This window comes from Flavobacterium sp. FG19 (assembly GCF_057809475.1).
Genome location: NZ_JBMDKA010000031.1, coordinates 35,943 through 59,255 on the forward strand (window position 1 = coordinate 35,943; position 23,313 = coordinate 59,255).

Consider the following 23,313-nt stretch of genomic DNA (forward strand, 5'->3'; position numbering starts at 1 on the left):
TAATTCGTAAAAAAAATTAACGCAACCGATTGTGTGTTGTTGTTTTTTATATATATTTGTTTCAATAATGATTTAGGACAGTTTTATTCTGTTTTTACTTCATTTCAAAAATCAACTAACTAAACCATACTATTAACTAATTAAACTAATTATTTATGACTAACCTTTTAATTACTAAAAGCAAATCAAAATACTTTAAAAATTTAGGATATCTGTTCCTGATGTTAGTATTTTCTGCTGCGGTAAATGCACAGACCACTGTGTCAGGAACTGTTTCTGATAGTAACGGACCAATACCGGGAGTAAATGTTTTTGTAAAAGGAACCAAGACAAGTACAGTTTCTAATTTTGACGGAACGTATACGATTGGTCCTCTTCCGGCCAATGCGATTTTATCCTTTAGTTTTATTGGCTATAAACCAAAAGAAGTAGCAGCTGCTAATAAAACTAAAATTGATGTTATACTCGAAGAAGATGTAAGCAGTCTGAAAGAAGTTGTTGTAATAGGTTACGGTACAGCAAAAAGAGGCGATTTAACGGGAGCAGTTTCAACGGTAACCAGTGCCGCAGTTGCTCAGTCTGTTGCTACAACTGTTGATCAGGTTTTACAGGGACGTGCAGCCGGGGTGCAGATACAGCAAAACAGCGGTACACCAGGAGGAAGTTCTTCCGTGCGTATTCGTGGAATTAGTTCTATTACAGGTTCAAATGAGCCGATTTATGTAATAGACGGCGTAATTATCGACGGAAACACTGGTTCTTTAAATACCAATCCGCTGGCGGGTATAAACCCTTCTGATATTGTTTCTATTGATATTCTTAAAGATGCTTCTGCCACAGCAATTTATGGTTCAAGAGCAGCCAATGGGGTCATTATGGTAACTACAAAAACAGGTAAAAAAGGAGATTTAACCTTAAATTTTGACAGTTATGTAGGATGGCAGCAAATGCCAAAAGAGCTGCAGGTATTAAACCTTAGAGAGTACGGAACTCTTAAAAATACCAGAGCAGACTTAGGAATTGTACAGCGTGACAATACTTTTATCCGACCTGATTTATTAGGAGAAGGAACAAACTGGCAGGATGAATTGTTTCAGACTGCTTTAATTCAGAATTATAATTTATCGGCTTCAGGGGGTTCTGATAATACTACTTATGCTTTAGGAATGTCTTATTTTGATCAGGAAGGGACCATCATTGGTTCTTCTTTTGATCGTATGACACTTCGGGGCGTAATTGATTCGCAGGTGAAGAAATGGATGAAAGTTGGTGTGAATATGAATGTTTATAAAACCAATCAGGTAACAACAGTTAATGATGATTCGGTAATTTTAACGGCATTAAAACAAACTCCAAACGTAGCAGCACGTAATGCAGATGGTTCTTTTGACGGTCCGGATACTACAGAGTTTGTTCAGACAAATCCACTTGGGATAGCTTTGTTAAAAGACAATTATGCTATAAACTACGGAATTAGAGGGAATGCTTATGCTGAAATTAGTTTTACAAAAGATTTAAAACTGAGGTCTCAGTATTCTATTGATTATGGTTTTGGAAACGGGTATACTTTTAATCCATCCTATACTTTTGGAGCGTTGGTGAATGATGTACGAGAAGGTACCAGAACAAAATCAACCAGCGAAAACTGGATCTGGAACAACTTACTGACTTACAATAAAACATTTGGAAAACACAGTATTAATTCTATGTTAGGTCAGGAATTTCAGGAGCAAAACTGGGAAAACCTCTATGGCTACCGTTCAGGATATTTAACAAACGGAGCCACAGATTTAAATGCGGGAGATCCTACTACAGCTAGAAATTCAAATTCAAGTTCTACAAGAGCACTTAGCTCTTATTTTGCAAGAGCGACTTATTCATTTAATGACAGATATATAGTAACGGGAACAATAAGACGTGACGGATCTTCACAATTTGCTGAGGATAATAAATGGGACTGGTTTCCTTCTGCAGCTTTAGCCTGGAAAATTTCAAATGAAGGATTTTTGAAAGACAACACAACCATTAACAATCTGAAATTACGTGCGGGATGGGGAGTTACCGGAAATTCAAGTGTTCCAAATAACGCTTATACTTCTGTATATGGTACTTCAGCAACGAATTGGGGAAGTGGTCAGATTGCGACCAATACAGCCAATCCCGATTTGAGATGGGAGAAAACAAATCAGACAAATATTGGTTTGGATCTTGGTTTTTTTAATAATAGAATTGAACTTACTGCTGACGTTTATTACAAAAAAACAGATGATTTGTTATTGCGATTATCACTTCCGGCTTATGTAGGAACATCAGGGCAGGGATCAACGACACCTCCTTATGCCAACATAGGTTCCCTTGAAAATAAAGGACTTGAGATTACATTAAACACGATCAACATGCAGCGGGAAGATTTTCTTTGGAAATCAAACTTTAATATCTCTATGAATAGATTCAAAGTACTGAAATTGAATTCGGAATCAGGAGTTTATGATCAGACTTTACAGCAGGGATCAGATGTAACAGTAGTAACCAGAAGTGCAGTAGGACAGACATTAGGACAGTTTTATGGATATAAGGTAATTGGCCGTTTTGAAAAAGCAACCGATTTTTATTATAAAGATGCCAACGGAACGGTAAAACCAACAGCTCTGCCAGAAGGAATGGTTATTGGCGAAAACGGTGTTTGGATTGGAGATTATATGTTTGAAGATGTCAATAAAGATGGAGTAATCAACGAAAAAGATGCTGGTTATATAGGAGATCCTAATCCAGACTTTACTTTTGGTTTCAACAATAGTTTTTCATTCAAAGGATTTGACGTGAGCATTTTGTTTACAGGTTCTTATGGAAATGATGTTTTAAACTATCAGAGACGCTGGTTAGAAAATCCGAGGGAAAATACCAATTTATTAAAAACAGCTTTAGGATATGCACAGTTAGAATTAATTGATCCAAACGGACCGAATGATTATCGTAATGTTCAGATTGTGGGCGGAGATCCGTACATGCCAAGAATTGCAGCCTCTTCTGCAGCTTCAGCTTCTAACTATCGTTTAAGTAACCGGTTTGTAGAAGACGGATCTTATGTAAGGCTTAAAAATATTTCTCTGGGCTATAATCTTCCTAAAGACTTATATTCTAAGTATGGTATTTCCAATATCAAAGTATATTCAAACATGCAGAACGTTTTAACCTTTACTAAATATAAAGGTTATGATCCGGAAGTTGGTGCGATCAATCAAAACCAGCTTTTAAATGGTATCGATAACGGGCGTTATCCTTCACCAATAACCACAACACTTGGAATAAATGTTAATTTCTAAAAACTGCACAATGAAAACAAAGAAAATATTTTACACGGCTTTAATCATTGCATTGCCTTTTGTCTGGACAAGCTGCAGTGATCTTTTAGACGTTGAACCAAATGATGTAATTACTAAAGAGAATTTTTATAAAACAGAGTCAGATTTTCAGGCTGCCACAGGACCGCTTTACAACAAGGTCTGGTTCGATTTTAATGATAAATTTTATTACGGATTAGGAGACGGACGTTCTGCTAATATGTATGCACCCTTTTCAGATTATATTTATCCTTTTACCGATTTGACCGAAACAGGGTTAACAGGACCTTTAGTATCTGCCTGGGGATCTTTGTATAATGTAGTGCAGCAGTCTAATAACGTTATTATTGGAATTTCCGGAAGTCCGCTTAATGATGATATCAAGAATAGATATATTGCAGAAGCCCGTTTTATGAGAGGAACGGCCTATTGGTATCTGGCTTCTTTATGGGGAGATGTCATCATTTCAACTGATCCGAGAGAACTGGTTAAAAATCCGGTAGTAAATAAAAACCCGATGAAAGATGTTTATGAATTTGCGATCCGTGATTTGGAGTTTGCTGCAAAATATCTTCCTGAAACAGCAGGACAGGCCGGGCGTTTAACAAAATATAGTGCCTTTGGAATGCTGTCCCGTGTTTATTTATCATTTTCGGGAGTAAGTGATAATCCAAACAGCGGAACCAGAAACCAGCAGTATCTGGACCTGGCTAAAAAAGCGGCCGAAAAAGTAATCAGTTCAGGTCCGTACAGTCTTATGGCAAACTATGCAGACTTATTTATGATTGAGAACAACAACAATCCGGAATCAATGTTTGCCCTGCAATGGGTTCCAAACGGCGATTTTGGAGTAAACAATACACAGCAGGCTTATTTTGCATTAGGTTCTGATATAACAGGAGACGATGCTGCCTGGGGCTACTGGACCAGAGCTTCGTATGATGTTTTAAAAGAATACGAATCAAAAGACCTTCGCCGTAAAGCCACCTGGATGGCTGATGATGATTTTTATCCTGAAATCAATAAATCAAACGGCGGTTATACCGTAGATCATAGTAAAGAATTTGTAAACGTGAAAAAAGGGGTAGTGGGTTCCACCAAAGACAATTCTAAAATCACCCGTATGAATTCTGCTTTAAATACCTATATGTTACGTCTTGGAGAAGTATACCTGAATTATGCCGAAGCGGTTTTAGGAAATAATGCCTCAACGTCAGATGCTGCCGCTTTAGACGGTGTAAACAAACTGCGTACCCGTGCAGGTCTTGACCCAAAAACTTCTTTAACTTACAATGATATCATTCACGAAAGAAGGACAGAGCTGGCAATGGAAGGGCAGTATTGGTATGATTTAGTAAGAAGAGCCTATTACAAACAGCAGGAAGTAATCAATTATGTAACAGGACAGGATCGCGGCACCGTTCAGCCTATTTTGTATGATGCTGCAACCAATACCGTTTCTATTGATCCGGCAAGAAGCAGCAGCCCTCGTGCTATTGGAGTTATCGATGCTACTATTTTCCTGATGCCTTATCCGGAATCAGAACTCGTTCAGAATCCGTTATTAAGAGAAAATCCGGTTCCCTATGAGTTTACAGAAGGAAAAATAACAGACCTGTTCTAGTATTTGAAAAAATAAATTAAAAGAAAGAGTAATATGAAATATATCTTAAATAAAAAGTATTGGGCACCCATAGCCATGCTGGGGATCATGTTCTGTAGTATGTTATTTACCTCTTGTGACAATAACGATTCTGAGGGAGGAACTATCACCATAAAAAAAGTATTTCTGGAAGATGTAAACTCATCAGTTCCGGACAGAGAAGTAAATTTTGCCCGTTTAGGGCAGACACTTCGTATTGAAGGTTCCGGTTTTACAGGATTAAGAAAAGTCTATATCAATGGGTATTCTACCTATTTTAACGTAGTCTTTGTATCTGATAATTCCATGCTGGTTACAGTTTCCGGTGATACTCCGATCCTGGATGCAGATCCTTCTGTACGCAACACGATCCGATTTGTAAATGATAACAACGAAACTACATTTTCATTCGATATTCGTGCTTCAAAACCGGTTATCAGCAGTATATCGAACACCATGCCTAACGCAGGAGAAATTATTACAGTTTATGGAACCGGTTTAACCGAAATAACCAAAGTGGTATTCCCAGGAAATATTGAAATCACATCCGGAATTACTTCTGATGAAGATGGTGAGTTTTTTACAGTGACAGTTCCAAACGGTGTTTCAGAAAACGGAGGTTCTTTATTTGTAGAAGGATCGAACGGCGGGGTCTATTCTCCGGCTTATTTTAACTTTAGAAAAGGAGTTTTATTAGACTTTGACGCAAGAGGACAGCACGGTTTCTGGGGAAGTTCAACCAGTATGATTCAGCCTGCCGATTTAGAGTCAGAAGCTTTAGGAACAGGTAATGTTTCACAAGGCAAATATGTTCCGCATCGTCCGGCCAGAATTGCTTCTTTTGATGCTGCCAAAAACAGATGTTCAGAAGTATGGACAGCAGGAAACGGCGTAGACAACTGGAGAGCACAGTTAACACCTTATATTCCAGCCAGTACCTCTCTTGATAAAGTAGCATTACAGTTTGATATTTATGTGCCTGAGGTATGGAAAGATTCAGGTTTCTTAAAAATCTGTATGGTCAACAACTTCAATGGTGGAGAATGGGCAGGAGCCGTTTACAATTACGTTCCATGGATCGTTGACGGAAAATCGGTGGCTTTTCAAACCACAGGATGGACAACTGTTACAATCCCGTTAAATAAATTTTATGCCTGGTCTAAAGAAGCCTTCACATTTGAAACTGTTTTAGCCTATCGTGAAGCAGCGACCTATCAGAATTTCGGTTTCTACTTTGAAAATTCAGATATAAAACTGTCAAATGTTACAGGAACAGCAAGTGAAGTAGAATTCCTTTCAAAAGCAACCTCTGTAAAAGTGTATACAGACAACTGGAGAATTGTATCCTTAGATACTCCGGTTTATAATGACTTTGCTAACTAAAAAACACCAAAAATGAATTATAAATATATATTACCAGTAATTGCTTCGTCCTTAATGCTTCTGGCATCATGTGATGATAATTTAATGGATTGGGAAAAAGACCCGGAACACGGAGCGGTAACAGGAGCCGAACTTCCTTTGGCTTTAGTGGAAAAGATAAGCCGTTACGAACCTTTAAAAAACTATTCGGATTTTCCTTTAGGAAACGGGATCGGAATCAGTTTATACATGAGTGACCCTGCCTATAGAAAAATTGTAAATGAGAATTTTGATGAGGTAGCGCCGGGTTATGAAATGAAACACGGTGCAATGGTAAACTCAAAAGGAGAAATCAATTTTACTACTGTAGATGCTTTTATTGCAGCCACCAAAAGTGCGGGATTAAGTGTTTTTGGACATACTTTAATCTGGCATTCCAACCAGAGTGCAGGTTACCTTAATAGTATTATTGCGCCTACTGTTATTCCGGGTTCAAGCGGAACCAATATTTTGGATATTGCTGGTTTAAAAAGCGGAGCATTTACAAACTGGTCGAGAAATAATCAGGGACAGGGAATTACAGTGGTTGATAATGCAGGTTTAGTCGCAAATTCTAAAGCGATTCAATTAATTTCATCTGCATCGTCAGCTAATTATTGGGATTTACAATTAGTCTCTCCTGCCGTATCTGTTGTAAGCGGTCATAGTTATGAAGTTTCTTTCTACATCAAATCAGATAATGCCGGTAAAGGCCGTATTTCTTTTTCGGGACTGACCAATGGTTATCCTTGGATTAATTGGGATGGCACCGGCGGAGCGGAAGCATTTACGACCTCTTCACAATGGAAACAAATTAAATTTAAATTAAATGCCAGTGATTTTGCCGTTGGAAGTAACAGTTTAAAATTAAGTTTCGATTTAGGACCTGTTCCCAATATAACCTATTTGATTGATGTCAATACACTTGCAGTCGTAGATCTTGATGCTACTACAGCGCCTGTTAACTTAATTTCTAATGGGGATTTCGAAGGCGGAACCCTGACAGGCTGGGGAGGCTGGGGTAATGGTTCTTCACGAGCTGTTTCGGCAGACGGAGAAGGTTACGGAGGCGGTTATGCGATGGTACTGACCAATCCGTTAGTGGCAAACAACTATAGTGCACAGCAGGTTTATACACTAAGTACTCCGTTGGAGCAGGGTGTTGAATATAATTTTTCATTCATGGTAAAATCTTCTGTAGCAGCCAGCCTGCAGGTAGAAGCACAAGGAGCGAATTATAATGCCGATTATTATGGCGGAATCAGTGTTACAACTGCATGGACACAGGTAACCAAAACCATTGTTCCTTCTAAAGCCGATCGTGACAAAATTATTTTCGATTTTGGAGCCGATGCCACAACGTATTATATCGATAATATCGTTTTAAGCCCGAAATCTGCTTCAGGAGGCGGTCCAACAGAACCTATTACAATTGAGAAAACAGAGGCAGAAAAAGCTAAAATCATAGGAGATGCCATGACCGACTGGATTTCTAAAATGATGACTCATTATAAAACAAGCGTTTTTGCCTGGGATGTGGTGAACGAACCTATGAAAGAAGACGGAACATTAAGAAGCGGTAACGAGGGAGATACTGCAGCAGACTATTTCTCCTGGGTAAAATATCTTGGAAAAGATTATGCGGTAACGGCATTCAAACTGGCCCGTCAATATGGGAATGAAACCGATAAACTTTTCATTAACGATTATAACTTAGAGTCCAGACTCGATAAATGCGACGGTCTGATCGAATATGTGAAATATATTGAAAGCCAGGGAGCTAAAGTAGACGGAATTGGAACACAAATGCATATTGGTCTGACAACTGATAAGGATAAAATTGTTCAGATGTTCCAGAAACTGGCCGCTTCAGGAAAATTAATTAAAATTTCGGAGCTTGATGTAAGGCTGGGTACAGCAACGCCTACGGTAGCGCAGCAGGCTTCACAGGCAGAAATGTATCAGTACGTAATCGATATGTACAAAAAATACATTCCGGCTGCACAACAGTATGGAATAACAATTTGGGGAGTTTCAGATAATCCAAAAGAACATGAATATTGGTTACCGGACGAATCACCAAATCTTTGGGATGCTAATTACGTTCGTAAACATGCCTATAAAGGAGCAGCTGATGGTCTTGCCGGAAAAGATGTGAGCAAAGACTTTTCAGGAGAGTTGGTTAAGTAAGTTTTAGTGTAATTTTAATCCATAATACGAGCCTTAAAAAGTTTGTATTATGGATTATTTAATTTTTAAAAGCAGAGGAATGTTCAAATTTTCCAGACATACAGCCGTTATCTTTTTTTCTATGATACTACAGTTTGGGTTTTCACAGGAAAAAATACCACATCTTCAAAAAAAAGGAAATAAAACCAGTCTTGTAGTTAATAATCAGCCTTTTATTATCCGGGGAGGCGAATTAGGAAATTCTTCAGCAACCAGTATGGAAAGCATGGAAACCATCTGGCCCAAATTGGCTGATATGAATCTCAATACTGTTTTAACGCCAATCTATTGGGAACTTATAGAACCAGAAGAAGGAAAATTTGATTTTGCCTTAGTGGATGATTTAATTCTTAAAGCCAGAAAAGAAAATTTAAAATTGGTTTTCCTGTGGTTTGGTTCCTGGAAAAACAGTATGTCCAGTCATGCACCGGCCTGGGTAAAACTAAATCAGAAAAAATATCCAAGGGTAAAAGATGACAAAGACAAAAGCCATGAAATTCTAACGCCTTTCAACGATGATAATCTGCAGGCCGATTTAAATGCGTTCAAAAAATTAATTACGCATATTAAAGATTTCGACCAGAACGAACAAACCGTAATAATGATTCAGGTCGAAAATGAAATCGGAATGCTGCCAACGGCACGTGATTACCATCCTTTGGCAAATGCCGCTTTTAAAAAAGAAGTGCCCAAAGAACTACTTCAGTATTTGCAGAAAAACAAAGACAAACTGGTGCCCGAATTTTTAGAAATCTGGAAGAAAAACGGATTCAAAACTTCCGGAAACTGGGAAGCTGTTTTTGGAAAAGGATTGCATACCGATGAAATTTTTATGGCTTGGTATTTTTCTAAATTTACCAATCAGGTGGCAAAAGCCGGAAAAGACATTTACCCGATTCCGATGTTTGTGAATGCAGCTTTAAATGCACCCGAAAAAAAACCGGGACAATACCCAAGCGCAGGACCATTGCCGCATATCATGGATGTTTGGAAAGCAGCAGGAAATACAATAGACTTTTTAGCACCTGATTTCTACAATCCTTCTTTTAAACAATGGAACGATTTATTTACGCAACAAGGTGATCTGTTATTTATTCCCGAACATCGTTTTGATGAAACAGCTCCGTTTAAAGGCTTATACGCCATCGGACATTACGAAGCGATTGGTTTTTCACCATTTTCTATAGAATCAGTTGCCGATGCGAAAAAAGAACCGCTTGGGAAAATCTATGATTTAGTCCAGCAGTTAACCCCAACGATTGAAGCTTACAAAGGGCAGGGAAAAATAGACGGTGTTTTGTTAGACAAAGAAAATAATACACAGATTCTAAAAATGGGTGATTACGAATTGACCTTTAAGCACGATTATACCTTAAATTGGTCCGATGGCGCAAAAGCAGATGTCTGGCCAATGTCAAGTGCCATTATTATAGAAATTGCCAAAGACGAATTTTATATTGCAGGTTCCGGAATTGTGGTGACTTTTAAGAGTTTAAAAGAAAATCTGAACGCCGGAATTTTAAAAACCGATCAGGGAGTTTTTGAAAATGAAAAATGGAGAACCATCAGACATTTTAATGGAGACCAAACGCATCAAGGCAGACATTTGAGAATTTCAGTCGGCGATTACGAAATTCAAAAAATAAAATTATATACTTATGAATAGTTTTTTTTCTGCCACGAATTCACGAATTTTTTCATTAAAATCTTTGTCTGCAGAATAATCAAATTACACAAATTAATTTGTGTAATTGCGGATAATTAAAACACAAAGAAAGAATTAGATAAATTCGTGAATTCGTGGCTAAAAAAAAATCGCAACAAGAAAGACTAAATAGCATGAAAAAAATAATACTACTTACATTTCTATTATCTTTTGCAATCAACGCGCAGATCAAACTGCCAAGATTGATTAGCGACGGAATGATTTTACAACGCGATACCAAGACCAACATTTGGGGCTGGGCATCACCGAAAGAAAATATAGAACTCGATTTTAAAGGTAAGACATATAAAACCACAGTTTCAGAAGATGGAAAATGGACCATCCAGCTTCCGTCACAAAAAGCAGGCGGACCGTTTGAAATGACTTTAAAAGGAAGCAATACAATTGTTTTGAAAAATATTCTGTTTGGAGATGTATGGCTGTGTTCGGGACAATCGAATATGGAACTGCCAATGGAGCGTATCAAAGACAAATACAAAGAGATAATCGCTAAATCTGAAAATTCGGAAATCAGACAATTTTTAGTGCCGGACGAATATTATTTTGAAAAAGAAAGAAATGATTTTTCTTCGGGTTCGTGGGCAGAAGCAAATCCGCAGAACGTTTTACAGTTTACAGGCGTTGGCTATTTTTTTGCTTTAGAAATTTATGAAAAATATAAAATTCCAATTGGATTAATCAATAGTGCTTTGGGCGGTTCTCCGGCAGAATCATGGATCAATGAAGAAGGAATCAAAAAGTTTCCCGATTATTACCAGGAATACTTAAAATTCAAAGATGGGAAACTCGAAAAAGAAATTGACGCAAACGACCGAAAAGTAAGTTCAGACTGGTACAAATTATTAAATGAAACCGACTCTGGATTGAAAAATAAATGGAGAAATTCAGTTGCTGTTTCCGATTGGAAAACAATGAATATTCCGGGTTATTGGGCTGACGGAGAATTGGGAAATACGAATGGTTCAGTTTGGTTTAAAAAAGAATTCACTTTAGAAAAAATCAAAGAAAATCAGGCCAAAATTATTTTAGGAAGAATTGTCGATGCCGATTCGGTTTTTGTAAACGGAAATTTTGTGGGAACCACTTCTTATCAATATCCGCCCAGAATTTATTCTTTCAATGCTTCTATTTTAAAAGAAGGAAAAAACGAAATTACCATTCGTGTGATCAATAATTCCGGAAGAGGAGGTTTTGTGACCGATAAGCCATACGAACTCATTATTGGCGACAAAACCATTGATTTAAAAGGAAGCTGGAATTATAAATCAGGCTCAAAAATGCAGCCGCTTCCCGGACAGACTTTCGTGCGATGGAAACCAGTCGGACTTTATAATGCTATGATTGCTCCAATTAAAAATTATCCAATCAAAGGAGTTTTGTGGTACCAGGGTGAAGCTAATACCAAAAAGCCTTTGGAATATACCGCTTTAATGGAAACTTTAATAAATACGTGGCGTAGAGAATTCAAACAGGAAAAACTTCCTTTTCTACTCGTTCAGTTACCCAATTTTATGGATCCAAAACCAGAACCAGCAGAAAGCAATTGGGCAGTTTTAAGACAACAGCAATTAAACACATTGAAAATACCAAATACAGGATTGGCCATAACAATAGATTTAGGCGAATGGAACGATATTCATCCGCTCAATAAATTTGATGTAGGGAAAAGATTGGCTTTACAAGCGAGAAAATGGGTTTACGGAGAAAAAAAATTAACAGCATCTGGCCCGCTTTTTCAGTCGATGAAGCAAAACGGAAATAAATTGATTTTAAGTTTTTCAGATATTGGAAAAGGTCTGCAAATTAAAAACGGAAACGAATTGAAAGAATTTGCAATTGCCGGAACCGATGGAAAATTTGTCTGGGCAAAAACAATTATTGAAGGAAATACAGTTGTAGTCTGGAATGATGTTGTTACAAATCCGGTAAAAGTGCGTTATGCCTGGGCCGATAATCCCGATCAAGTGAATTTGTATAATAAAGAAGATTTGCCTGCTTCGCCTTTTGAAACAGAGTTGAAGTAGTTTTTTATACATTTTAGAAATAGTTACAAAGATTTTCTGTAGAGACGCATCGCAGTGCGTCTACATCTGGTATATCGACAAACATTGTGTTAGACGCACTGCGGTGCGTCTTTACTATAGACAGTGATAAAATCAAAATCTCTTCTTGAATTTTAAATTTTTAGTTGAAAGCTAGATTCTCCATCAGTTCCTCTAAATGACAAACTGTATGAAAACCTCAAAGAGAATTTTTAATTTTTAATTCTCAATTTTTAATTGATAACCAAATTCTCCATCAGCATTTTCAAAAAAGTAGTAACCGCCTTCTTTTCATACGCTTCTTTTAAAGAAATCAGCATAGCCGTTCTCGTCATATTTTCTCCTTTTATGGGAATCGCATGCAGGTCTTTTTCGTTTTCAATTGTCGTTTTCGTTAAAATCGTGTGCCAGTTTCCCGTTTTAATCAGTTCCAGTAAAGTCGGAATATCATTGATTTCGATGGTAACTTTAGGATGAAGATTATCTTTTTCAAAAGCTTTATTGATAAACTGCGTGGTACTGAAACCACTCGACGGCAGGGCAAGCGGTAAAGAACTAACCTCATCGAGTGAAATACTTTTTTTATTGGTAAATGGCGTTTCAGCTGAGGTAACCAAAGCCATTGGAGATGTAAATAATTCTCTGTATTTGAAATGTGCTTCGGATGCAATTTCTTCAAAAGTCAAAATCACATCCAGTTCAAAATGATTCAGTTTATGAATCAATTCCTGCGAAGTTCCAAAGACGATTTCAAATTGAATTTTAGGAAACTCAGAACTAAACAAAATCAAAGCTTTGGTTACCACATGGCGCAATGCATACGTAACGCCGATAGCAATTTTCCCGGTTTCAAGATTATTCAAATCTTTTAAAAGTTCAAATCCGTCAGAAGCTTTGTTGACAGACTGCTGTGCATAAACCGAAAATAAATCACCGGCTTCTGTAAGCGTAATTCGTTTTCCGATTCGGTTAAAAAGCGGTACCTGCAGTTCCTCTTCCAATTGTTTAATTTGCTGCGATAAAGTGCTTTGACTGATATAAAGCGCCGCTGCGGCTTCGGTAAAATTCAGTAATTCTTTGGCTTTCAGAAAATATTTAAGCTGTCGAAGTTCCATTTCTAAATCGGTTTTATCGATTGATTTTATCGAAAAATAAGGTTTTACAAATATAGAAATTCTTAAGAACTTTGTCATGTTTCAAAATCAAAGCAGAAGAAAATGAAAATTATAGCTTTACAAGAAGGAAATTATATAGCCGATTCAGACAAAGAATTCAAGCTCATTACAGAAAACACAACCGAAAAGGGGCTTAAAATGGCCATTCAGCCTTTTGTTGTGATTACAGATAATGATGTCATATTACTAGATTTTGGTTTAGGATTTATGAATGACGGAGTTCCGTTTATTCATGAAATGCTGAGAAAAAATAATATGGAACCGGAACAAATAACAAAAGTTTTGGTTTCGCATTTACACAAAGATCATATCGAAGGAATTGGTTATTTTAATGAAGGTAATTTTGTTTGTAATTTTCCCAATGCTGCCATTTACATTCAGGAACGCGAAATAGATTTTGCTTTAGAACAAATCAATAATCCTTCATATGTTTTTGAAATTTTAAATGAGTTAAAAAAACTGCCTAATGTCAAGTTAATGCAAGATGATAACGGACAGATTACCGACGAAATTTTCTACGAAGTTTCGGCTGGACATACCCAATATCATCAGGTTTTCTGGATCAAAGCCGATGATGAAATTGTTTTTTACGGTGCAGACGATCTGCCTCAGAAAATATACTGGTCAATGCACGTTGCTTATAAAACAGACTTTGACGGAAAAAGAGCGATGGAATCCCGAAAAAAATGGGAACAGCAGGCCAAGGATGAAAACTGGAAAGTGCTTTTTTATCACGATATGAAAATACCGGTTTTAGAAATTTTTGAACAAAAAATGGAAAACGTATCCTAAAATGAAAGATTTGCAATCCATGCCGGCTTTAATTATTTATGGTTCTCTGGCGCCTGGACAATCCAATCATTCGGTTATGAATCCTGTAAAAGGCGATTGGCAGAAAGCTAAAATAAAAGGAAAACTGGAAGAGGGAGGCTGGGGTTCGTCGTTAGGATATAATGGTTTTATTCCGATGTCCGAAAATGAAGCCGAAACAATCAACTGTTATGTACTGTTTTCAGAAGATCTTACTACTCACTGGGATTATCTGGACGAATTTGAAGGAGACGGTTACACCCGAATTGAAACCGAATATGAACTCGAAACCGGAATAAAGGGAATAGGATTTATTTATGCTTTAAATCGATAAATTGAAAATTCAGATTATTAGTTTAATCTGAATTTTTTTTTCTTCGAAAATAGAAGAAACAACACACTTTTAACCTTTTCTTCCAATGAAGTTCTTAGAATAGAAAAAGCTTTTGTAATCTGTGCTTCAACCGTTTTGATCGAAACATCCAGATGTTCGGCGATTTCAATATTAGTCAGACCTTCTTTTTTACTCAGAATAAAAACCTCTTTACATTTAGGCGGCAGATTCTGAATTTCTTTATTTACGGCATTTAAAACCCTTTGAAAAGCTTCCGAATCTTCTTCCTGAACAATTCCGTTCAATGCATCATAATAGGATTTTTCCAATGAAAACAAAGACTGGTTTTTTCGGTATAAATCGATAAATTCGTTATACGTCAGTTTATAAAGAAAACTTTTTAAAGTATGGTCTGATTTTAGTCTTGTACGCTGCTCCCAAACCTTGATAAATACATTTTGTACAATATCTTCGGCACTGTAAACATTCTTAACCAGACTGTTAGCGTAAACGCAGAGTTTATGATGATAGGTGTCGATTAAATAGGTATAAGCCATTTCGTCTCCGTTTCTAAGAGATTCAATTAATACAGCATTATCGTTATAATCATCCGTTTTCATAGAAACAAATATATAAATTTATAGTTTTTAAGGTCTAAACTAAGTCCCTATTTAATAAAAAAGACTTCTTTTTCCCTTTTTCTATTTGAAATTTATTACAAATGAAAAAGACAGAAAACGGCAAATATAAAAACATTTATTCTTTTATTTCTATCAAATTAGTAGAATTTAGTGAACGAAAAAACTTGTGAAAAATAAAAAAAGCATCAAAATGAAAAAAACTTTATCAAATTGTTAGGGTTTTGTTTTTTTGCTTCGTAATAATATTAAAAACAACTAAAATGACCGTGAAAAAATCAGAACGATTAATCGTGAAATTTATCACAAATCAGGCAAGTCAGGACGAAATAGAGCAGTTGACTGAATGGCTGAAGGAAGATGAAAATCAAATTGTGTTTAAGGATTTTGTAAAAACCAATTACGCAATAGATACCGCTATGAATACTTTTGATTCTACTGAAGTCAGAAAGCAGCTTGCTGAAAGAATGCAGAAAGAAAACAATGTTTTCTATAAAAGAAGATTTTCATCGTATTATAAATATGCGGCCATTTTGATTGTGGCTCTGGGCGGATTTTATCTGTATAAAAACTCTTCCAGTACTGTAACAGGGCATGCCAAACAAAATGTAGTGATTCCAAGAGAAGATGAAATTGTACTGCAGCTGGGCGGTGAATCGCAGAATCTTAATCCTAATGAAGCCAGAAACATAACGGACAAAGACGGAAATGTAATTGGAAGACAGGAAAAAGACAGATTGGTGTATACCAAAGCATATTCTGAAGGAACTCTGGTTTACAATACAATCCGGATTCCGTACGGGAAAAAGTTTGAAGTGCAATTGTCAGACGGAACTCTGGTGCATTTAAATGCCGGAACCTCATTACGTTATCCGGTACAGTTTGTTAAAAGTCAAAACCGACAGGTGTATCTTTTGGGAGAAGCTTTTTTTGAGGTAGAAAAAGACAAAGAACATCCGTTTAACGTAAATACACAAAACATAAATGTGGAGGTTTTAGGAACTAAGTTCAATGTTGATACGTACAGTGAAAATATTAGTACTGATGTCGTTTTGGTTGAAGGAAAAGTGTCGTTGTTTAAAGACCGGAAAACAAAAGAAAATCAGGTGTATCTGAAACCCGGAGAAAAAGGTTCAAATGAAAGAGGGCAATCCAAAATTACAACAGAACAGGTTAATACAGAGTATTACACTGCCTGGGTAAAAGGAAGTCTGGTATTCAAAAATGCTTCGTTCGACGATATTATCAAAAAGCTCGAACGACGTTATAATGTGACTTTTATCAACCGGAATAAAATGCTCGGTAAAGAAATTTTTAATGCCCGTTTTGATAACGAACCTATCGAAGTAGTACTGAAATATTTCAGCGACAGTTATGCGATTGATTACGATATAGATAGAGATAAGATTACTATTAAATAGAATTAAGAATTAAGAATTAAGATTATAGTTAGAATCTAAAACTTAAAATCAGAAATCCAAAATAAACTAAACGCCTATGTAACAAAACCCAAAAAGAAGGGATCGGCATTTAAATAAAAAAACCGGAAAATGCGCCAACATTTCCCGGTAGAATACAATGCGATCAGTTAATTAACCAACCAACATTAAAAAACATTTTAAAAGTATGAAAAAACTATTGAACAGAATCAGGTTCGACGAACCTTTTTTGAAATTCGATTTGAAGATGAAATTGACCACATTATTTCTATTAACCACTCTCACGGTTATGCAGGCGGGTGTAACCTACTCGCAAAAGGCAAAAATGTCTTTCAATGCCCGTAATATGACGGTTGCGAAGGCTATCGAAAAGCTGGAATATACAACCAGTTACAGATTTGTTTACAATGTAAAATCAGTTGATTTAAACCGTACGATCGATGTAAATGAGAGCAATGTTTCTATCGAAACAATACTAAATACTATTTTCGGCAATACCGGGACAGATTATAAGGTTTCAGGGAACCATATTATTCTGATGGCCAAAAAAGCTCCGGCTGAACCAACAGCGGTAAAACCGGAACAGGATTTTATTGTAAAAGGAAGGGTTACAGACGAAAAAGGAATGCCTTTAGTAGGTGCTGCAGTTGCTGATAATGGTTCAGGAAGAGGTGTAAATACTGACTTTAATGGGGAATACCAAATTATTGCTGTAAGCAGCGAAACTACCTTAGCTTATAGTTATTTGGGATACATAAGACAGGAAATAAAAGTAGAGGGCAGAAGTGTGATCAATGTGGTACTGAAAGAAGATACAGTTGAATTAGGTGAATTAGTTTTAACAACCGGTTATCAGAATATTTCGGCAGAACAGGTAACAGGATCTTTTTCTAATTTAAAATCAAAAGATTTTCAGGAACAGCGTTTAAATAGTTTAAATTCTATTTTAGAAGGCCGTATTGTGGGGTATCAGGATGGTAAAATTCGAGGTACCACTTCGATGACAGGAGTAACAGCTCCTTTGTATGTTATTGACGGTTTTCCGGTAGAGAATACAAAGCTGACAGCATTTTCGAGCATAGAAGAAAACCTGCCAAGTCTTAACTTAGAAGATATTGAAACCATTACCGTATTAAAAGACGCAGCGGCTTCGTCTATTTACGGAGCCCGTGCTGCTAATGGTGTAGTAGTAATTACTACGAAAAAAGCAAAAGCAGGAAAAACCAATATTTCTTTTTCAAGTAATTTAACCATTACACCGTACCGAAATTATACAGACAACCTTACGGATTCTGCCGATATTATTAGTCTGGAAAAAGGATGGGCAGCAGGAAACCCAAATTTACAGGGTACCAATGCTGCGGCTTATTCACAGTCTTTGCTAAACAATGCCGTATTTAAAAGCATTGGAATGCAGACTATTCTAAACGGTTACGCAGGAAATATTTCGCAGGCAGAAGCCAATAATCGTTTAAACCAGCTGGGATCAAAAGGTTATAAATATTATGATGACGCTGCCCGATATGCCAAACGTGACCAGTATTTTATGCAGCACAACCTTAGTTTAGGCAAAGCAACAGAAACCAATACTTTTAATGCTTCCCTGACGTATAAAGACAATCAGCTGGAAGATATTTATACAGAAAATCAAACGGTAGGACTTAATCTGAAAAACTCCACACAAATTAACAGCTGGCTGTCTTTAGATTTAGGAACTTACATCAATTATGGGAAAGGTGATACCCAGAGTTATTTACCGTTATCTTCAGGAGCAGGATACAAATATCAGCCATACAACCAATTGGTAAACGACGACGGTTCTAATTTTGTATCGACTGCAGCTTCCCGTTACAACAACTTTACGCTTCAGTCTATGCAGACTTATGGACTTTATAATATGGATATCACGCCCATGGACGAGATGGGAAGAAATTTAATCAATTCTAAAACATTCTTAAACAGGACTTTTGCAAAATTTAATGTGAAATTTAGTAAAGCATTTAATTATAATGCCATGTTTCAGTATGAGTATGGTGCAGATCGTGCCCGTCAGGTACGGGATAAAGATTCCTATAGTGTGAGATCTTTGGTAAACGGTATGGTTACCATTGTCAATAACAAAGCCGTTTATAATTTGCCTTATGGCGATATTGTTAAAGAAAGCAATCAGTTTTCTAATGCCTATAACTTCCGCCAGCAGTTAAATTTCGATCAGACGTTTAATGATAAACATGATTTTTCTGCTATTGCCGGTATGGAAATACGACACTCTAGACAAGAGTACAGCAATAATACCCGTTACGGATACGATGCACAGACTTTGGCTTTTACCCCAATCAATCAGGCCGATCTGCTTAAGGTATACGGAACCGTTTTTGGCGGTTATTTAAGCCAGAGTGATTTTTCATTAGAAAAAGAATTAATGAACCGTTATGTTTCTTTTTACAGTACGGGAGGTTATACCTATGACAGAAGATATACGATATCCGGAAGTGCTCGTCTGGATCGTTCGAACCTTTGGGGAACCGACAATAAATACCAGAATAAACCAACCTGGTCAGCCGGAGCAGGATGGAACATTGATAAAGAATCATTCTTTCAGGCTTCATGGATAAATGCACTTAAACTGCGTGCTTCGTACGGTATTGGAGGAAACGTTGCCAAAGATGCAGCCCCTTATTTAACAGCATACTACAATTCAAACTCAAATGTTGGAGGACTGCAGGGAGCTGTAAATTCGAGACCAAACCCGGAGTTGTCATGGGAAAAAACAACAACAACTAATATTGGTTTGGATTTCTCATTATTTAACAACAGACTAGGCGGAACCTTTGACGTATACAATAAAAAAGGACAGGATTTATTAGCGAGCAGCCAGGGAATTCCAACTGAAGGATGGGGTTATTCTACCTACAAGATCAATAATGGTGAAATGACCAACAAAGGGATCGAAGTTAGTTTAAGAGGAGCAATTGTACAGACACCTTCCTTTACCTGGGACGCTTCCGTTTTATATGCTTATAACAAAAACAAAGTAGATTACGTAAACGTGGAAGCTCCGGTTTATTTCCTTCAGTTAGATTATCCAATGTCTTTCCCGAGAGTTGGTACTAATTTTAATTCTATTTATGGTTACAAATGGGCCGGTTTAAGTGACAAAGGTTTACCTCAGGTTTATGATGCACAGGGCAATGCAACCATTTACAATCCGGGCAGTTTAGAGGCTGTAAAAGATTTTGGTTCAACAGTGCCATTGCACAGTGGATCTTTCCGTACCTCGGCTTCTTATAAAAACTGGTCACTTTCGGCACTTTTCATTTACGAATTGGGGCATAAAATCAAAAATACTTTCCTTCCTATGTTAACTAATGAATATTCGGGTGCTTTGGGAGGTTATGTAACCGATATCAGTATCGTAAACAATCATATTGCCAATCGCTGGCAGCAGCCGGGAGATGAGGCTTTTACCAATATCCCGAGAGCCGTTTACGAATATGAACCAGAATTTAATTCAGATTCCCGTACTATTTATTCGTATGCAGATGTAAACATTCTGGATGCTTCCAATGTGAGATTGAGTAACGTTTCATTGGCGTATCAAATGCCAAAAGAACTTATCAGAAAAGTAAAATTAGACGGTGTGCGTTTTAATTTAAATGCAGAGAACGTATATACTTTTGCTAAAAGCAGAGATGCTAAATTTCTTTTAAACGGCTTTCAGTCGCCAAGCTTTGTATTGGGTGTAAACGTTAATTTCTAATTTAAAAAGACTAAACGATGAAAAATATATATAGAAAGGCAGCCTGTTTATTAGTTTTAGCATTGACTTTTGCCTCTTGTGACAACTATCTGGACGATGCACCTAAAGGTTATAAAGTACCGGAAACCCTGGCCGATTATGAGGCTTTTATGCGTGATGAATACAACTTTAGAGTAGATGTGAGAGGTGCTTTAGATGTACTAAACGACCGATTTTTATCAATTGCGTCTTTATCCAACGACCGACTGGCCTCTGCCAATTATATGTGGGATGAAAATGCCGACCGTATTGCCTTAAAACAATCAGATGAAACAGCTTATTATGCCGGTTACAGTGCTATTTCGAGCTGTAATCTGATTATCGAAAACGCGCTGACGACCACCAAAGCTTCCGAAGAAGACAAAAGAATTCTTTGGGCAGAAGCCAAAGTAATGCGTGCTATGAGCTATTACAATCTCGTTAATTTTTATGCTGATACCTACACAGCGTCAACAGCCGGAACAAAATTATCTGTACCGTTAATTACCAGTGCTAATATCAACGCACCAAGTAAACAGGTAACTATTCAGGAATTGTATGATTTTATTTTAAATGATGTTAATGAAGCAGTACCATATCTGCCAAAAACGGCACAGACCATCCTGCATCCTAATTTAGGAACAGGATATGCCTTTTTGTCAAGAGTTTATCTGCAGATGAGCAATTATACCGAAGCTTTAAAATATGCCAATTTAGCTCTGGCTGAAAATGATAAATTATACGACTGGATAGGGTACTACAATGCCAATAAAGCCATTATTGATCTTCCAAATTCCTATACCACAACCGTATCGCCAATGGGCTACAACTATGTAGAGAATTACAATATGCGTCATGGTTCTACCATCTATTCCTATTCTACTTTAATTACAGAATACGATATTCCGGTAGCCCGTGCACAGCGTTTTGAAGAAGGAGATACCCGTTTTATATCACGTTGGAAAATCAGGACTGTGGGAGCTGAAACTTCGTACAGAAGAACATTATCAGGCAGTTTCAATTATGCCGGAATGACTACTGTCGAAGTTTATCTGATTAAAGCAGAATGTCTGGCACGTGATAATAAAATCAGTGAAGCATTAGGCGTTTTAAACACTGTTCGTAAAACCCGTATTCTTCCGGCTTCTTATCAGGATATCAACACGACTGATAAAACCACGGCTCTAAATGCTATTTTCAGAACCAAAAACAACGAGCTTATTTTAACAGGAGTTCCTTTTGCTGATGCACGCCGTTTAAATGCAGAGGGTGTTTATACAGTAGGTTTCTCAAAAAACGTAAACGGAACTACTTATACTTTATCCCCAACTTCTCATTTATGGACCATGCCTTTTCCGCAGGGAGCCATAAAAAATCCGGGAAATGGGACTTTAACACAAAATGTAGCTAAATAATAATCTAAAAAACTTCCTGACTAGGAACTCCGAAAGGGGAGTTTTTTCTAAAAATATCAATCAAAAATGAATACAATTAAATATAAAATAACAGGATTATGCCTGGGTTTGTTTCTGGCTGTAAACAGTACCAGCGCACAAAAGAAAAAAACAGCTGCGGCTGCGGCAGCTTCTTACACTATTGAAGGAAACATTACGGGTATCGAAGACGGCACAGCTGTAAAATTAATTCCGGGCGGTACACATTCATCAGAATTACCTGTTGCGGAAACAGTACTAAAAGAGAGTAAATTTACGTTTACCGGAAAATTAAAAGAACCAAGATTTTTCTATATAGTTTTTGGAAAGAATAAAGGAAATTTTCCAGTTATGGCAGAAAATTCTAAAATAAAAATTACGGCTTCTGGAAGTGTTTCCACTGATGAGGGGCAATTTATCAGATTCAAAGATGTAGTAATTACAGGCTCTAAATCACATGATTATTACGAAAAAGAAACGGCTTTTAAAGAAGAATTAAATAAAGATTATGCGGCTTATCATGTTGGAATAGACGAATTGAGCAATAAAGTCGGTAAAGCCAGAAAAGAAGGAAATAAAAAAGTATTAGATTCTCTTTACGCTACAGAAGAATGGAAAGTATTTGAAGCAAAAGAAAAAGCCTTTTTTACCAAAGTAGAAAAAACAACGTTAGATCTTATTGCAAAACATAAAGAAACCTGGTGGGGACCCTTTTTTATGATGACCAATTTCAGTTATTTCACACCGGAACAAAAACCATTGTACGATCAGTTTTCTGAAGCAGCGAAGAAAAGTTATTACGGACAAATTTTAGATAAAGATTTGAATCCTAAATCTTTAATAGGAACCAGTATTGCTAACTTCAGCTTAAAAGATAAAGACGGAAAATCATACAATGCCAAAGACATTACAGCAGGAAAAAAATATATTTTAGTTGATTTCTGGGCTTCCTGGTGCGGGCCATGCCGTAAAGAAATTCCAAACCTGAAAACAGCCTATGCAGAATATGCAGAGAAGGGATTTGAAATTTTAAGCATTTCTATTGATAGTGATGAAAAAGCCTGGCAGAAAGCGTTAGCTCAGGAAAACATGCAGTGGCATAACCTTCTGGACGATGATAAAGTAAGTAAAACATTTAATGTAAAAGCAATTCCGGCAACCTATTTAGTTGATAGTAAAGGTATCATTATCAGCGACAATTTAAGAGGAGCAGAATTAGAAGCAAAATTAAAAGAACTATTAAAATCTTAATTTTTAAGTTTACAGTCGCAGTCAATACTGAAAACCGAGACTGAGACTGAGACGGAAAACTAAAAAAAATAACA

The 23,313-nt window shown here is 36.8% G+C and carries 14 protein-coding genes; 12 read left to right on the plus strand and 2 right to left on the minus strand.

What is annotated here, in order from left to right; translation table 11 throughout:
• Positions 1–155 precede the first annotated feature (155 nt).
• The 6 genes from ACODST_RS23510 (at position 156) to ACODST_RS23535 (ending at position 12,363) form a co-directional block, all read left to right on the plus strand.
• Positions 156–3,323 carry a SusC/RagA family TonB-linked outer membrane protein gene (locus ACODST_RS23510; RefSeq protein WP_488934532.1) on the plus strand — a complete coding sequence of 1,056 codons (3,168 nt, stop codon included), beginning with the start codon at positions 156–158 and terminating at the stop codon, positions 3,321–3,323.
• Positions 3,324–3,333: 10 nt separating this feature from the next.
• Positions 3,334–4,965 (plus strand): RagB/SusD family nutrient uptake outer membrane protein, encoded by a 1,632-nt coding sequence (locus ACODST_RS23515; RefSeq protein WP_488934533.1) that lies wholly within the window; start codon positions 3,334–3,336, stop codon positions 4,963–4,965.
• A gap of 33 nt (positions 4,966–4,998) precedes the next feature.
• Entirely contained in the window at positions 4,999–6,366 is a 1,368-nt protein-coding gene (locus tag ACODST_RS23520; protein ID WP_488934534.1) for a glycan-binding surface protein, read from the plus strand.
• A 12-nt stretch (positions 6,367–6,378) separates the two neighbouring features.
• A complete protein-coding gene (locus ACODST_RS23525; RefSeq protein WP_488934535.1) occupies positions 6,379–8,574 on the plus strand; it encodes an endo-1,4-beta-xylanase in 2,196 nt (731 codons plus the stop codon).
• 49 nt (positions 8,575–8,623) lie between these two features.
• Positions 8,624–10,279 carry a GH35 family beta-galactosidase gene (locus ACODST_RS23530; protein ID WP_488934536.1) on the plus strand — a complete coding sequence of 552 codons (1,656 nt, stop codon included), beginning with the start codon at positions 8,624–8,626 and terminating at the stop codon, positions 10,277–10,279.
• A gap of 173 nt (positions 10,280–10,452) precedes the next feature.
• Complete coding sequence (locus ACODST_RS23535; protein WP_488934537.1) at positions 10,453–12,363, plus strand: sialate O-acetylesterase; 1,911 nt, start codon at positions 10,453–10,455, stop codon at positions 12,361–12,363.
• 251 nt (positions 12,364–12,614) lie between these two features.
• On the opposite strand, the gene ACODST_RS23540 is transcribed toward ACODST_RS23535, so the two are convergent.
• Complete coding sequence (locus tag ACODST_RS23540; RefSeq protein WP_488934538.1) at positions 12,615–13,574, minus strand: LysR substrate-binding domain-containing protein; 960 nt, start codon at positions 13,572–13,574, stop codon at positions 12,615–12,617.
• A 24-nt stretch (positions 13,575–13,598) separates the two neighbouring features.
• Between ACODST_RS23540 and ACODST_RS23545 the strand changes: the two genes are divergently transcribed.
• Both ACODST_RS23545 and ACODST_RS23550 read left to right on the plus strand, forming a co-directional pair.
• Entirely contained in the window at positions 13,599–14,348 is a 750-nt protein-coding gene (locus ACODST_RS23545) for an MBL fold metallo-hydrolase (RefSeq protein WP_488934539.1), read from the plus strand.
• 1 nt (position 14,349) lies between these two features.
• Positions 14,350–14,700 carry a gamma-glutamylcyclotransferase family protein gene (locus tag ACODST_RS23550; RefSeq protein ID WP_488934540.1) on the plus strand — a complete coding sequence of 117 codons (351 nt, stop codon included), beginning with the start codon at positions 14,350–14,352 and terminating at the stop codon, positions 14,698–14,700.
• Between the two features lie 17 nt (positions 14,701–14,717).
• Here the strand turns inward: ACODST_RS23550 and ACODST_RS23555 are convergent, their stop codons facing one another.
• On the minus strand, positions 14,718–15,320 hold the full coding sequence (locus ACODST_RS23555; RefSeq protein ID WP_488934541.1) for an RNA polymerase sigma factor: 603 nt from the start codon (positions 15,318–15,320) through the stop codon (positions 14,718–14,720).
• Between the two features lie 281 nt (positions 15,321–15,601).
• On the opposite strand from ACODST_RS23555, the gene ACODST_RS23560 reads away from it, so the two are divergent.
• From ACODST_RS23560 to ACODST_RS23575, 4 genes are all read left to right on the plus strand, one after another.
• Complete coding sequence (locus tag ACODST_RS23560) at positions 15,602–16,759, plus strand: FecR family protein (protein WP_488934542.1); 1,158 nt, start codon at positions 15,602–15,604, stop codon at positions 16,757–16,759.
• Positions 16,760–16,964: 205 nt separating this feature from the next.
• The gene (locus ACODST_RS23565) at positions 16,965–20,537 is read left to right on the plus strand and encodes a SusC/RagA family TonB-linked outer membrane protein (RefSeq protein ID WP_488934543.1); all 3,573 of its coding nucleotides are present in this window, start codon (positions 16,965–16,967) and stop codon (positions 20,535–20,537) included.
• A gap of 17 nt (positions 20,538–20,554) precedes the next feature.
• Positions 20,555–21,970 carry a RagB/SusD family nutrient uptake outer membrane protein gene (locus ACODST_RS23570; RefSeq protein ID WP_488934544.1) on the plus strand — a complete coding sequence of 472 codons (1,416 nt, stop codon included), beginning with the start codon at positions 20,555–20,557 and terminating at the stop codon, positions 21,968–21,970.
• Positions 21,971–22,036: 66 nt separating this feature from the next.
• On the plus strand, positions 22,037–23,239 hold the full coding sequence (locus ACODST_RS23575) for a redoxin domain-containing protein (protein WP_488934545.1): 1,203 nt from the start codon (positions 22,037–22,039) through the stop codon (positions 23,237–23,239).
• The last annotated feature ends 74 nt before the right edge of the window (positions 23,240–23,313 follow it).